At 34.4% G+C, this 14,191-nt stretch carries 15 protein-coding genes and 1 tRNA gene; all 16 read right to left on the bottom strand.

Annotated elements, in window-relative coordinates:
- The 16 genes from DICTH_RS05060 to der all read right to left on the bottom strand — a co-directional run bounded on the left by DICTH_RS05060 (position 1) and on the right by der (position 14,184).
- A complete protein-coding gene (locus tag DICTH_RS05060) occupies positions 1–393 on the bottom strand; it encodes a prepilin-type N-terminal cleavage/methylation domain-containing protein (RefSeq protein WP_012547883.1) in 393 nt (130 codons plus the stop codon).
- The gene (locus DICTH_RS05055) at positions 390–818 is read right to left on the bottom strand and encodes a pilus assembly FimT family protein (protein ID WP_012548744.1); all 429 of its coding nucleotides are present in this window, start codon (positions 816–818) and stop codon (positions 390–392) included. The genes DICTH_RS05060 and DICTH_RS05055 overlap by 4 nt, the downstream gene beginning before the upstream one ends.
- Positions 819–880: 62 nt before the next feature.
- Positions 881–1,348, bottom strand: a complete 468-nt coding sequence (locus DICTH_RS05050) for a hypothetical protein (protein ID WP_012547108.1) — start codon at positions 1,346–1,348, stop codon at positions 881–883.
- 52 nt (positions 1,349–1,400) lie between these two features.
- Positions 1,401–1,799, bottom strand: a complete 399-nt coding sequence (locus tag DICTH_RS05045) for a type II secretion system protein (protein WP_236608248.1) — start codon at positions 1,797–1,799, stop codon at positions 1,401–1,403.
- 80 nt (positions 1,800–1,879) lie between these two features.
- The gene (locus DICTH_RS05040; protein ID WP_012547366.1) at positions 1,880–3,082 is read right to left on the bottom strand and encodes a type II secretion system F family protein; all 1,203 of its coding nucleotides are present in this window, start codon (positions 3,080–3,082) and stop codon (positions 1,880–1,882) included.
- Position 3,083: 1 nt separating this feature from the next.
- A complete protein-coding gene (locus DICTH_RS05035; RefSeq protein WP_012548212.1) occupies positions 3,084–4,769 on the bottom strand; it encodes a GspE/PulE family protein in 1,686 nt (561 codons plus the stop codon).
- Positions 4,766–6,211: an Asp-tRNA(Asn)/Glu-tRNA(Gln) amidotransferase subunit GatB gene (gene gatB, locus DICTH_RS05030; protein ID WP_012548755.1), complete on the bottom strand. Its 1,446-nt coding sequence runs from the start codon at positions 6,209–6,211 to the stop codon at positions 4,766–4,768. Before gatB ends, DICTH_RS05035 begins: the two co-directional genes overlap by 4 nt.
- A gap of 2 nt (positions 6,212–6,213) precedes the next feature.
- Positions 6,214–7,665 carry an Asp-tRNA(Asn)/Glu-tRNA(Gln) amidotransferase subunit GatA gene (gatA, locus tag DICTH_RS05025; RefSeq protein WP_012547535.1) on the bottom strand — a complete coding sequence of 484 codons (1,452 nt, stop codon included), beginning with the start codon at positions 7,663–7,665 and terminating at the stop codon, positions 6,214–6,216.
- Complete coding sequence (gene gatC / locus DICTH_RS05020) at positions 7,662–7,964, bottom strand: Asp-tRNA(Asn)/Glu-tRNA(Gln) amidotransferase subunit GatC (RefSeq protein ID WP_012547109.1); 303 nt, start codon at positions 7,962–7,964, stop codon at positions 7,662–7,664. The genes gatA and gatC overlap by 4 nt, the downstream gene beginning before the upstream one ends.
- A 4-nt stretch (positions 7,965–7,968) precedes the next feature.
- Positions 7,969–8,958, bottom strand: a complete 990-nt coding sequence (locus DICTH_RS05015) for an ABC transporter ATP-binding protein (RefSeq protein ID WP_012547916.1) — start codon at positions 8,956–8,958, stop codon at positions 7,969–7,971.
- Entirely contained in the window at positions 8,951–9,940 is a 990-nt protein-coding gene (locus DICTH_RS05010; RefSeq protein WP_012548109.1) for an ABC transporter ATP-binding protein, read from the bottom strand. Before DICTH_RS05010 ends, DICTH_RS05015 begins: the two co-directional genes overlap by 8 nt.
- A gap of 62 nt (positions 9,941–10,002) precedes the next feature.
- Positions 10,003–10,090 (bottom strand) — tRNA-Leu (locus DICTH_RS05005).
- A 69-nt stretch (positions 10,091–10,159) separates the two neighbouring features.
- Positions 10,160–11,215, bottom strand: coding sequence for a recombinase RecA (gene recA, locus DICTH_RS05000; RefSeq protein ID WP_012547022.1), 1,056 nt, complete (start codon positions 11,213–11,215; stop codon positions 10,160–10,162).
- Positions 11,216–11,270: 55 nt separating this feature from the next.
- Positions 11,271–12,311 carry an NAD(P)H-dependent glycerol-3-phosphate dehydrogenase gene (locus DICTH_RS04995; protein ID WP_143707869.1) on the bottom strand — a complete coding sequence of 347 codons (1,041 nt, stop codon included), beginning with the start codon at positions 12,309–12,311 and terminating at the stop codon, positions 11,271–11,273.
- Positions 12,293–12,898, bottom strand: a complete 606-nt coding sequence (gene plsY, locus DICTH_RS04990) for a glycerol-3-phosphate 1-O-acyltransferase PlsY (protein ID WP_012547687.1) — start codon at positions 12,896–12,898, stop codon at positions 12,293–12,295. Before plsY ends, DICTH_RS04995 begins: the two co-directional genes overlap by 19 nt.
- Positions 12,899–12,900: 2 nt before the next feature.
- The gene (der, locus tag DICTH_RS04985) at positions 12,901–14,184 is read right to left on the bottom strand and encodes a ribosome biogenesis GTPase Der (protein WP_236608292.1); all 1,284 of its coding nucleotides are present in this window, start codon (positions 14,182–14,184) and stop codon (positions 12,901–12,903) included.
- Positions 14,185–14,191 lie beyond the last annotated feature (7 nt).

The raw sequence follows: 14,191 nt of genomic DNA, 5'->3' as shown, positions 1-14,191 counted from the left end.
CTAACTCCTTTTAGAGATATAAGTAATGATTATGGTCGAAGGTTCAAAGTCGTCTGACTTGTTATTATTATTCTCTTCCTTCCATACTTGTAGAAATATCTGCCTTAAAGAATAAGTAGTACCTACATTTAATACTGTCATACTATAAAAGTAATCGGTGTATCCAATATTAGAAAAATTCCCTGAATAGGTAAAAGTTGCATTCCAATTTGCTGTAACAACCTTTCTATATTCTTCTAATTTTTCTTCTGTAAGAAGTAGGCAATTTTTCAACATATTCTCATACTCATCACTTTTTACGATATAGGAAACTCCAACACCTATGGAGGACATTATAATACCTAATAATAATATAGCAATAAGGACTTCTAAAAATGTCAAGCCCTTGCTCATAGCCCTATAACTTCAACATATCCTAAGGAATTGATTTTTATAGTAGCAGTGTACACATCAATACTTAAGGTTAAGGTAGCAGAAGTTTCAGAATCATCTCCCATAAAGTTTCCATCGCTATCAAAAGAAAAAAGTGTAGCAGTAGAGATAACCTGATTAATATCCGACAATTTTCTTAAAACTATTTTGTTCTTATCATCTAAAAATATATATGAAGTGTAAGTGGTATAGGTGGGTGATGGCATTAAAGAGAGAGTCCAGATAGTCTTGTTTATGATTGCTCTTTGTCTAACAAATCTAATATCCTCTTTAAACTGATTTACTACATTTTCTAAAATAAGCTTTTTATCAGGACCAGATCTCAAAGATATTAAAGCTATTCCTAACAGAATAGCGAGGATAAAGACTATTGCAATAACCTCCAAGAGATTAAATCCCCTTTTCATATTTTTATTTTAATAAAAAATTAAGTATTCTACAATAGGAATCATTCATCTATAAAAACGACCTTACCATTTTTATAAAATTTTACCCCTTTTTTATAGAAGTATGTAGAAAAGATGATTTCTCCTTCAGGGTATATATTGCCATTTTCAAAATAAAAAGTGTAAGTATTTGTAGGACTAATACCTTTTATTCCAGAAGGTAGAAGTTGAGGTGGAACGTATACCTTTTTAGTTTTTTCTCCATAAATCTGATAAAAGAGTATAGTATTTAACTTAGGAGAATATTCAAAAGAATAAATAATCCTCTCTCCTTTAACTATAGATAGTTCTGAGGCATATCTTGAATTTATGATGACCTCATGAGACAAAATAAAGGTATAAACCCTTAACCAGTAGAAGATGTGAAGAAGCATGTATAGTGAAAGAAAGAATATAGAGAGGAGTAAAAAATAAATTACAGCTCTCTTATACTTTTTAAGCTTGGCATAAATAACTAAAAAACTTTTCATTTAAAAATAAACCCCGGGGAGAATACCCCGGGGGATAATATTTATAAAAATTTTATGGAGCAGTATAGGTTAAGGTGTATGCGTTTGCTGTGCTTGTATATCCTAAATAATTTTCATTACCAGATGTAGCCCAATAGGTTGAAGTTTGTGAGACATCAACGGCAGTATATGCCTTATTATTATATGGACATACAACGGGTTCAGCAAAATAAGTTGGATCTGACAAGAATGAAGAAAAGTTTGTTAAAGTTGGATATGTGTTGTTTTTATTTCTGTAATATTCAAGGCTTGTTCTTATAATTGCTATGTTAGATTTTTGAGCTGATCTTTTTGCATCTGCCACTGCATCAAAATATCTTGGTAAAGCAATGGCTACTAGGATTCCTAAAATTGCGATTACTACTAAGAGCTCTAAGAGTGAAAAACCTCTACTATTCTTCAAAATATTCACCTCCTTTCATATTTAAAATATTTTTAAAATTATTCTTTTTGTATTATAGCATTTTTAATTAAGTTTTCAACAATACATTATTATCTTCTAAATAGTCTCACCATATTAAACATAGGCAGATACATGGATATAACAATAAAGAATACGACTACTCCTAAAAAAATGGTCAAGGCAGGTTCTATCATAGAGGTAATTCTCTTTGTACCTATATCTATTTCTCTCTCTGCAAATCTTGTGTATTCTTCAAGCATGGTATCAAGTCTACCGCTTCTCTCCCCTACCACAATCATTTGCTTCAAAAGAGGAGTAAAAACCTCTTCATCCATCATATCAGACAGATTTCGCCCTTCTAAAACCCCTGATAACATCTTTCTTAAATGTTCAGAGAAATATAGGTTTCCTATCACATCTTCTAATATTTCTAAGGATTGGGTTATCAATATACCTCCTGTGATGAGAACATAAAAGGTACTTGCAAATCTTGCAAGAAGTATTTGCCTCCATAACTTTCCTATTTTAGGAATTTTTAATTTATATTCATCCCACCATCTCTTGACCTTTTTATTCTTCAAACTTTGCCTTACTCCCACAATAAAAAGGGAAATAAGGATTAGTATTATCAAAATATTGTTTTTAACGAAATTGCCAAGAGAAATGGTAATCCTTGTGGGTAGAGGAAGGGGAACATTAGTTCTTGCATAAACCCTTTGAAAAGTAGGAATTACAAAGGTCAACATAAAAATTACTACAATTATCGCTGCAATTGTAACAATAAGAGGGTATGTAGTAGCCGATTTTATCTTTTCTCTTAACTCATGCTGAAGATCAAAATACTTAGAAAGCTTATCCAACATTACGTCAAGACTTCCTGTGACTTCTCCAGCCCTAACAAGACTTATAAATATTTTAGGAAATACATTTTGGTATCTACTTAGAGCTTCTGAAAGACTCAATCCTGCATCCACATTCTTTCTTACATCAAAGAGTACATCTCTAAAGTAGGCATTGTCAGTTTGGGTAGCAAGAGTTGACAAACATTCAGTTAAAATTATTCCAGATCTAAGTAAGGTTGCGAATTGAGAAGTAAATAACACCAACTCTGGAAGGGTAACCTTTTTCTTATAAGTGAGAGTTTTCCACAAATCTGATTCTTTCTTTACAGAAACTACATATAGTTTTTTAGCTTTTAAAAGCTTTCTTACTTCCCTTTCGGAAGAGGCTTCTAAAATTCCTTTATATATTTTTCCTTGTAGGTCCTTAGCTACATACCTGAAGGAGGGCAAATCAACTCTCCTCCCAGGCTATTACTCTTCTTATCTCATCAATAGTAGTGATTTTGTTTAGAACTTTTTCTCTAGCATTCATAAATAGGGTTTTCATTCCTTCTTTAAGGGCAGTATTTCTTATCTCGTCTATGGATGCACCAGAATTTATCAAACTTCTTATATTTTTGGTAACTCTGAGAATTTCAAAAACTCCTGTTCTTCCTGTATATCCAGTATAATTACAGAAGAGACAACCCTTTCCTCGAGCAAGAGTTATATTTTTACCTTCCTCTTTTGTTAGACCAAGTTCTTCAATCTCCTCAGGAGATGGGGTATATTCTTCTTTACAGGAAAGGCATATAGTTCTTACTAATCTCTGTGCTACGATGCCAATTAGAGAGGAGGCTATAAGAAAAGGCTCAACTCCCATTTGAACAAGCCTTGCAATAGCACTTGCAGAGTCATTAGCATGGAAAGTACTCAAGAGCAAATGCCCTGTTAAGGCTGCTTCTATGGAGGTATTTAGGGTTTCGGTATCTCGTATTTCGCCTACCATGATTATATTGGGATCAAGTCTTAGAATATTTCTAAGTCCTGCTGCAAAATCTATACCTATTCGGGGTTGTATCTGAATTTGATTTATGCCCGGGAGAGCATATTCTACAGGATCTTCAAGGGTGATTATATTCACTTCAGGTTTGTTTAATACATTAAGAGCAGAATACAAAGTAGTAGTTTTTCCACTTCCTGTAGGACCTGTCACAAGGATCATACCAAAAGGTCTCTTTATAAGATTTTCAAAAACTTTCAAATCGTAATCTGACATTCCTAATCTATCAAGTTCGATAAGTACCTTGGTTTTATCTAAAAGCCTTATTACTACCATTTCACCATAAGTAGCCCCAATAGAAGCTACACGCAGGTCAAAAACTCTATTTTCATATCTATAGGTAGCTCTACCATCTTGAGGTCTTCTTTTTTCTGCTATATCCATTCCAGAGATTACTTTTATTCTTGTAACTACCGCATCTTGAACCTCTTTAGGAATGGTCATTATATCATAGAGTATTCCATGTATCCTGTATCTTACCTTCATTTCCTTTTCTTGAGGGTCTAAGTGAATATCACTGGCATTTCTGTTTATGGCTTCATTTATTATGGATGATACAAGTTTTACAATTGGGGCTTCCTCTACCCCTAAGGCTGGGGGTATCTCTACAGTAGGTTCTGGAGCAGTTTTTTGAAAGTCTTGTACTACTGTAAGGGTTGCTTTTTCTAAGGGAAAAAGTTTAGATATTGCTTGGTTAAACTCCTTATCTGTAATGATAAAAATTCTTATAGGAGATTTAACAATTCTTCTTATTTCATTTATTACCACAGGATCTATAGGGGGTACAACTGCTATATGTAAGACGCCAGACTCTCTTTTAATGGGAATAAATTTATATCTTCTTAATAGATTCTCTGGAAAACTCTTTGCAACCCTTTCATCTATCTGAACTTCAGCCAGTGAAATATATGGAATTTCGCTCTGTTTTTCTAAAACCTTTCCTATATCTTCTGGTTTTACATATCCTCTTTCTATAAGAATTTGTCCAAGTTTTGCTCCTGTCTTTTTTTGCTCTTCAAGAGCTTTTTCTAGCTGTTCTTTAGTAATCAGCCCTTGCTCTAATAAATATTCACCTAAGGGCTTTTTTTCCTTCATAATTTATTCAACTCTTCTTCAAGAAGGTTTTTGACCACATCAAGACTTGCTCTACCCCTTGTTTCTTTCATCACCTGACCAACCAAAAAATTTATAACTTGTTTTTTACCCTTTTTCCAATCTTCCACTGCCTTACTATTGTTTGATATAACATTTTTAATTATATCTTGCAAATAGGAAGTATCGGCTACAACTCTAAGGCCTTCTTTTTCTATTATAACCAAAGGATCCTCTTTTTGGGTAAGATATTTTCTTAAAACTTCTTTAGCTACAGGCCTTGTGATTTCATTTTTATCTACCATTTCTATTAATTTTACAAATTTTTCAGGATCGATATCTAAATCTTTAAATTCAAGCTTATTTTCATTTAAATAACTTAGTATCTCTACCGACAACCAGCTATGAAGATTTTTGGCGTTTCCATAAATTCTTAATGCTTTATCAAAAAAATCTGATAAATCTTTGTCAGATACAAGAATCTCCACATCTACAGGAGAAAGCTCTAAAGCTAAATATCGTTCTCTTCTTTTTGCTGGAAGTTCGGGTATCTCGCTTTTTAATTTATTTTTCATTTCTTCAGTTACCATTAAGGGGGGAAGATCTGGCTCTGGAAAATACCTATAATCTTCTGCCTCTTCCTTACTTCTTAAACTTACAGTTTTTTGCTTCTTTTCATCCCAATGTCTTGTTTCTTGGATAACTTCTTCGCCTCTTTTTAAGATTTCAATCTGCCTCTCTATCTCATATTCAAGAGCTTTTTCGAGAGAAAAGAAAGAATTAACATTCTTAATTTCTGTTCTTGTTCCAAATTTACCTTCCTCGGTCTGGATGGATATATTAGCATCGCACCTTAGGGAACCCTTTTCCATATCACCACTACTAATACCCAAATATCTCAATATAAGTCTTAACTCTTGTAAAAAAAGTCTTGCCTCTTTAGGAGAATTTATATCAGGCTCTGTAACTATCTCAATGAGAGGTATTCCTGCTCTATTGAAATCCACAAGACTGTAGTCAGATTCAGAGAGTCTATCTCCAGAGCCTATATGGAGAAGTTTTCCTGCATCTTCTTCAAGATGAATCCTTTTTATTCTTACTCTTTTTATTTCTCCATCTACATAAAGATCTATATATCCATTTCTACACAATGGTAGATCATATTGAGAAATCTGATATCCCTTAGGAAGATCAGGATAGAAATAATTCTTTCTATCAAATTTGGAATAATTAGATATTTCACAATTTAAGGCAAGACCAGCCTTAATAGCATATTCCACTGCCTTTTTATTTACCACAGGTAAAACTCCTGGAAAGCCCATACAAATAGGGCAAACATTAGTGTTAGGAGGCAAATTTTCATGCTCAGTACTACAAGAGCAAAATAGTTTTGTCTTTGTAGATAATTGGGCATGAACTTCAAGACCAATAACAGGCTTATACATCTTTATACTCTCTCCTTATTAGGAAGGGTAGGATATTTCTTTGAAAAATCTACAAATTGTTGATAAGCATAGGCAAATTGGAGCAATTTATCCTCTGTAAAGAAGGAACTCATGAATTGAATTCCAACAGGAAGATTATTGTAGAACCCAGCAGGCATAGATATGGCTGGAATTCCTGCAAGATTTACTGGAATAGTCATTATATCTGTTAAATACATTTGTAGTGGGTCAGATATCCTTTCTCCAAGCTTAAAAGGCAAAACAGGACTTGTAGGTGATGCTATAATATCTACTTTTTTAAAGGCCTCCTCAAACTCCATCCTTATTAGTCTTCTTACCTTTGTGGCTTTTAAATAGTATGCATCGTAATATCCTGCACTTAAGGCATAGGTTCCAAGAATTATTCTTCTTTTTACCTCACTTCCAAAGCCCTTTCCTCTAGTCTGTTTGTACATAGAAATGATATCTTCTGCAGTAAAGTCTCTATAACCGTATTTTACCCCATCATACCGAGCAAGGTTTGAACTTGCCTCTGAGGTAGAGATTATATAATAAACTGGAAGGGCATACTCAAGAGAAGGTAAAGATATTTCTTCAATAGTTACGCCCATTTCTTTGAATACATCAAAAGAATTCTCAAGGGTCTTAAGTACTTCCTCTGAGACTCCTTTATACCAAAGCTCTTTTGGAATTCCCACTCTCCAATTTTTAACACTTTTTCCCAAGCCCTCTAAATAATTAGGAATTTCGTAGGGAGATGATGTTGAGTCCATAGGATCATGTCCTGCAATGATTTGAAGTGTTATTGCTATATCTTCCACAGTTCTTCCAAAAGGCCCTATTTGATCTAATGACGAAGCAAAAGCAACAAGTCCAAACCGAGAGACTAACCCGTAAGTTGGTTTTAGTCCTATCACTCCTGTAAAAGATGCAGGAAGCCTTATAGACCCTCCTGTATCTGAACCTAAGGATACCGGAACCTCACCAGCAGAGACGCATGCTGCAGATCCTCCACTTGATCCACCGGGTACTCTTTCTATATCCCAAGGATTTTTGGTAGGACCAAAAGCAGAATTTTCGCAAGAAGATCCCATGGCAAATTCATCTAAATTTGTTTTTCCAATTATAATGGCACCATTTTCTTTTAGTCTTTTTACTACTGTGGCATCATAAGGTGGTATAAAGTTTTCAAGAATTTTTGAGGCACAAGTAGTCTTTATATTCTTTGTAAGAATATTATCTTTAATAGCAATAGGAATACCATACAAAGGAAGATTTGGAGATTTACTTTCAAGTTCTTTAACCTGCTTTTCTATATCTTCGTAAGGTATATGTAAGAAAGCGTTAATATAAGGTTCCCACTCTTTTATTTTCTCAAGATAACTTTCGACAACTTCTTTAACATTAGCCTCTTTATTTTCATAAATTTTTTTAATCTCTCTTAAAGTTCTCATTCTTCCCTCTTCATTATCCTTGGTATTTTAAATCCTAAGTCCTCAATTTCAGGAGCATTTTTTAAGGCTTCTTCCTGAGATATGCTTTCTCTTACTTCATCTTCTCTCCAAATGTTATAAAGAGGTAATACATGAGCCATAGGTTCTACATTTGAAGTGTCAAGCTCTTGAAGTTTCTTAAAATAATCAAGAATATTTTGTAGTTGTTTTGCAAAAAGTTCTTCCTCCTCCGGAGTAAGATGTAATCTTGCAAGATGTGCTGTCTTCTTAAGTTGTTCTTTAAAGTCTCTTCTCTCCATACTCTTAATATAAATGACAAGCCACAAAGTGGCCCGGATTAATTTCTTTTAAAATTGGCTCTTCTTTTGAGCAAATATCCATCACACTGGGACATCTGGGATGAAATCTACATCCTGAAGGAGGATTTACGGGGCTTGGAACGTCTCCAGTAAGCACAATCTTTTTCCTTTTTTCTGCCACTTCAGGATCTGGAATAGGTATAGCAGAGAGCAAAGCCTGAGTATATGGATGAAGGGGAGAATTATACAGATCATCATTATTGGCTATTTCTACAATTTTCCCCAAATACATCACAGCAATTCTGTCACATATATGTCTTATAACTGCTAAATCATGAGATATGAAAAGATAAGTTAACTTAAATTCTTTTTGAAGATCTTGCATCAAATTAATTATCTGAGATCTTATTGAAACATCCAATGCAGAAGTTGGTTCATCAGCGACTATAAATTTGGGGTTCAAGGCAAGAACTCTTGCTATTCCTATTCTTTGCCTCTGACCACCCGAAAATTCGTGAGGATATCTTGTGGCATGATAAGGGGCAAGACCCACAAGTTCTAAAAGTTCCTGAACTCTTTTCTCTTTCTCTTTAGAGTTTCTTACAATACCATGAACTTCTAATGGTTCTCCTATAATTTCACTTACAGTCATTCTTGGATTTAGAGAAGAATAAGGATCCTGAAATATTATCTGCATATCCTTTCTGATTTTTCTTAAATCTTTATTAGAAAGTTTTGTAATATCACTCCCATCAAAAATTATTTGCCCATCAGTTGGTTCAAGAAGTCTTATAATAGTCCTTGCTACAGTACTTTTACCACACCCTGATTCCCCAACAAGACCTAAAGTTTCTCCTTTTCTTATATAAAAACTTACATCATCAACGGCCTTTACATCACCAACATGCTTTGATAGTATTATTCCTCTCTTTATTGGAAAATATTTTTTAAGATTTTTTACTTCTATTATGATCTCTTCAGAAAAGTTATTCATAGGACCTCCTAAGATTTTTAGCATGTATACAACGAGAGTAATGTCCTGGTTCTATCTCTACAAGGTCAGGAATTTGCTCAAAACATTCAGGAGTTTTATATGGACATCTTTCAGCATAATAGCAGTAATTAGGAAGAGAGACCAAGTCAGGAGGTTGACCTTCTATTGCTTTTAATCTATCTTTTCTTACATCAAGCCTAGGAACTGATTCTAAAAGCCCTATGGTATACGGATGAGAAGGTCTCTTGAATATGGTCTTTACATCAGCATATTCTACAACCTTTCCAGCGTACATTACAAGAACATTATGACATGTTTCTGCCACTACTCCCATATCATGGGTTATAAGTATCAAAGACATACCTAACTCTTTTTGGAGTTGTTTTATAAGATCTAAGATTTGAGCTTGAATAGTTACATCAAGAGCTGTGGTAGGCTCATCAGCAATTAAGACTTCAGGATTACAGGAAAGGGCCATTGCAATCATAACTCTTTGTCTCATTCCTCCACTGAACTGGTGGGGATACTCATCTATTCTCTTACTTGCTTCGGGTATCCTAACCAATTCTAACATTTCAATAGCCTTTTTCCTTGCTGATGTTTTATCTAACTTTTGATGCAAAATTATAGCTTCCATTATTTGATCACCAATAGTAAATACAGGGTTTAATGAGGTCATAGGATCTTGAAAAATCATAGATATTTTATTACCTCGAATCTCTCTCATTTCAGTCTCTTTCTTCTCAAGCAGGTTCTCTCCCCTATACCAAATTTCGCCCCCCATGATTTTTCCTGGCGGATTTTGAACTAACCTCATTATAGAAAGAGCTGTTACACTCTTTCCGCTTCCAGACTCTCCAACTATACCTAAACTTTCTCCCTTACTAAGACTAAAACTAACATCGTCAACAGCCTTTACTATACCTTCATCGGTAAAAAAATATGTTTTTAAATTTTTAACCTCAAGCAGTAGCTCGTTCACAAGTGTTGCCTCCTTTTAAAATAAAACCCTTCCCGTTTTGGGAAGAGTTTTATTTTAAGAATTGGTGCCGAGGCCGGGATTTGAACCCGGACGGGCTTATGCCCATAGCACCCTCAATGCTACGTGTCTGCCAAATTCCACCACCTCGGCATTTTCTTTAAAGATTATATAAAGCTTTGCTTTAGCTGTCAAGATTTCTTACATGACTTTTTATATTGATTATTTTGTGGCTTTTTTTCCTGTTTTTTCTTCTTTTGGTTCTTCTTTTACATTATTATTTTCTACAGTTATCTCTTCAAAACCCCATATTTTTCTTATTTCTCTTTCTATTTCATCGGCGATTTCGGGATGCTCCTTTAAATATAACTTTGCGTTTTCCCTGCCCTGCCCTAATCTGATATCTTTATAAATATACCAAGTACCACTTCTTTCTATAACTTTTGCTTCAACTCCTGCATCTAATATACATCCTTCTCTAGATATTCCTTCCCCATAAATAAGCTCGAATTCTCCTTCTTTAAATGGTGGTGCAACCTTGTTTTTTACCACTTTAACCTTGACTTTTGTTCCTGTTACCTCGCTTCCCTCTTTCATTGATTCTGCTTTTCTAACATCTATTCTTACCGACGCATAAAATTTTAATGCTCTACCACCTGGAGTAGTTTCTGGGTTTCCAAAAAAAACTCCTACTTTCTCTCTCAATTGGTTAATGAAAATAGCCACAGTTTTAGACTTGCTTATTACTCCTGTAAGTTTTCTTAAAGCTTGGGACATTAATCTAGCTTGAAGACCAATAAAGGCATCACCCATCTCTCCTTCAAGTTCAGCCCTCGGAACCAAAGCAGCTACAGAGTCTATAACTATTACATCTACTCCTCCACTTCTCACAAGTATTTCTGCAATTTCAAGAGCTTGTTCGCCTGTATCTGGCTGCGATATTAAAAGATTTTCTAAATTAACCCCAATTTTCCTTGCATAATTAGGATCAAAAGCATGTTCTGCATCAATAAAGGCTGCAACGCCTCCCATTTTTTGTGCAGAGGCTATAATTTGTAGCGCTACAGTAGTTTTTCCTGATCCCTCAGGGCCAAAAAGTTCTATTATTCTTCCTCTAGGGACTCCACCAACTCCAAGAGCATAATCTAAAGTAAGTATACCTGTGGGGATAACAGGTACCTGGAATCTTTCCTGACTCCCCAATCTCATTATAGCGCCTTTTCCGAATTGTTTTTCGATTTGAAATATCGCTGACTCTAAAGCTTTTTCTTTTTCCATATATTAACTACCTCACCTCTATTTTTTCTTGTTTAATTATATCAATTCAAAAATTTTATAACAAGTTGAATTGAAAATCTTCGTCTATTTCATGCTTTAGCTCTTTAGATAGTAGTGAGTAAAGAGCCTCCTTGGGTGACTTGTTTTCGTAAAGTACTTTGTAGACCTCTTGAGTAATAGGCATGTACACTTTGTTTTCTTGAGAAATATAATAGGCAGACTTTGCAGTATAAACTCCTTCTGCTACCATTCCATTAAGCCTATTTAAAGCTTCTTCCAAACTTAACCCTTCTCCTATTAGTTTACCTATGGTCCAGTTTCTGCTAAGAACACTTGTGGAGGTTAATACTAAATCTCCTAATCCGGAAAGTCCTAGTATAGTGAAAGGATGAGCTCCATATAAAATTGCTATTCTATTTATTTCCACAAGACCACGAGTAATAAGACTTGCTTTTGCGTTATACCCAAATCCAAGACCATCAGATATGCCTGCTGCAATAGCTATTACATTTTTAAGGGCTCCACCTATTTCCACTCCTATTATGTCATCGCTTCTGTATATTCTCATAAAAGATAAGCTTAAGATGTCTTGTAGGTACTTTGCTGTATTTAAATTCATCGATGCAATAACAATAGCTAATGGCTTTTTTTCCATAACTTCTTTAGCAAAACTTGGACCTGAGAGAGTTGCAACTCTTTCAAAGTCTACATTAAGCTCTTCTTTTATTATCTCAGAAGGTCTTTTTAGAGTGGAGATTTCTATGCCTTTGCCTGTGTTAACAAAAAATTTTATCTTATCTAAGTATTCTTTATTTGTTTTTAAAAAATCCCTTAATCCTTGTATAGGAATACTAAATATCGCAATATCAACATCTTTTGTAGCGTATTCGATGTCCGACGTAATCTCTAGTAATGGATCAAGCTTATAACCAGGTAAATAATATATATTCTCTCTTAGTTCTAATATTTTCTTTACTTTATCCTCATTTCTACCCCATAATATTATCTTGTAGCCCTTTTCACATAAAACATTTGCAAGAGCTGTTCCCCAACTTCCACTTCCAAAAACGGTAATTTTCATTTTTTTATCTTCCAACTTATTTTGTGTTCCTCCCCCTTTATAAGTCTTTTCACATTAGGAATATGCCGGTATATAATAAAAATACAAACCAAGATTACTCCCGTAAGGTATTCTACAGGAGGTTTCTCGATACTATAGAGTAAAAAGGGATAAATAATAGCACAAGTAATAGAAGCAACAGATTTGTATTGGGTAATTGCTGCTATAATTATAGCAATTACAAAAATTATTATCGATGATTTTGGAAAAAGGTAGAACAATATTCCAAAGGAAACCCCAACACTCCTTCCTCCTTTAAATCCTGCAAATATGGGAAACGAGTGGCCAATTACAGCTGCAATGATACATAACAGTATAAAAAGATAGTCATTGCGTAAGAAGGTCTGAGCTAAATATACTGCAAGGATTCCTTTACCTACATCCATTATGGCAACTAAAATTGCTGGTCCCCATCCAAGTACTCTTAGTACATTTGTAGCTCCTAGATTTCCACTACCATGCTTTCGAACATCTACTCCTTTCCATAGCTTTCCGACAATTAGAGCACTGGGAATAGAACCAAGTAGGTAAGAAACTATTACGAGGATTACTTTTGTAAACATACCTACTCCCTCTTTCTTACCTCAATTTTTATCGGAGTTCCTATCCATCCAAAGTAACTTCTAAGGAACTTTTCAAAATATTTAACTACATTTTTATTCATTATTTCAGGTTCATTTACAAAAAACACAAAGGTAGGTGGAGCCACATCTACCTGAGTGGCATAATAAACTTTTAAAATTTTTCCTTTTTTTGAGAAATTTGTTTTAGAAAGTGCTTCTTCTATAGCTCTATTTACCTGAGAAGTAGGTATCCTCATATTTCTTAACTCAAAAAGCTTATCAACCCATGGCAATATCTTTTTTACATTATAATTCCTAATAGCAGATGTAAAGATGAAGGGAAAATAATCAAATGGTTGCAAAATTTGAGGAACAATCTTTTCAAACTCTCTTCGTTCTTTTAAAGATGGGAATAGATCAGTTTTATTAAAAACAATTAAACAGGATTTTCCTTTATCTTCAATATAATGTAGTATTCTTTTTTCTTGCTCTCTTACTCCCACTGATAAGTCAATAACCATGACAGCTACATCAATTTTTCTTATGGTTTGTAGAGTCTTCCGTACAGAAAGCTCTTCTAACCCCTCTTCTACCCTTGCTGGCCTTCTTAATCCTGGTGTGTCGACGATGATATATTTTTTACCATTGAATTCCCAAACCAGATCAACAGCATCTCTAGTAGTACCAGGAATCTCACTTACTATGCTTCGATCTTTTCCAATCAAAGCGTTGAGAAGAGATGACTTACCACTATTAGGTCTTCCCACAAAGGCAAATCTTATAAATTCGTCTTCAGTATGGGATTCTTCTGTTGGAGGCAATAGTGATATTATCAGATCTAAAAGTTCATATAAATTTTGCTTATGAAGGGCGGATATGGGAAAAGGCTCGCCTAATCCTAAGGTAGTAAAAGGAGCAAGATATTCTTCTTTATCGATCCTTCCTTCCATTTTGTTTACTACTAATATAACTTTCTTTCCGGACTTTCTTAATATATCTGCAAATTCATAATCTAAAGCTGTCAATTCTGATCTTCCATCTAAGACAAAAAGTATAATATCACTTATATTTATAACCTCTTGAATTTTCTCCTGAACAAGATGACTTAAATCGTCATTAAGGCCCCATCCAGCAGAATCTATCAAATAAAAATATTTGCCTTCGTGCTCACATAAGTGAACAAGAGGATCTCTTGTTACTCCTGGCTCATCAGCAACAATTGCTTTCTCTTCTCCTGCAATTCTGTTAAAAAGTACAGATTTTCCTACATTTGGTCTTCCGACTATGCTTACT

The sequence above is a fragment of the Dictyoglomus thermophilum H-6-12 genome (assembly GCF_000020965.1).
Lineage (GTDB): Bacteria > Dictyoglomota > Dictyoglomia > Dictyoglomales > Dictyoglomaceae > Dictyoglomus > Dictyoglomus thermophilum.
Note: the sequence above shows the minus strand (reverse complement) of the source record. Positions and strands in the feature narration are given on the sequence as shown.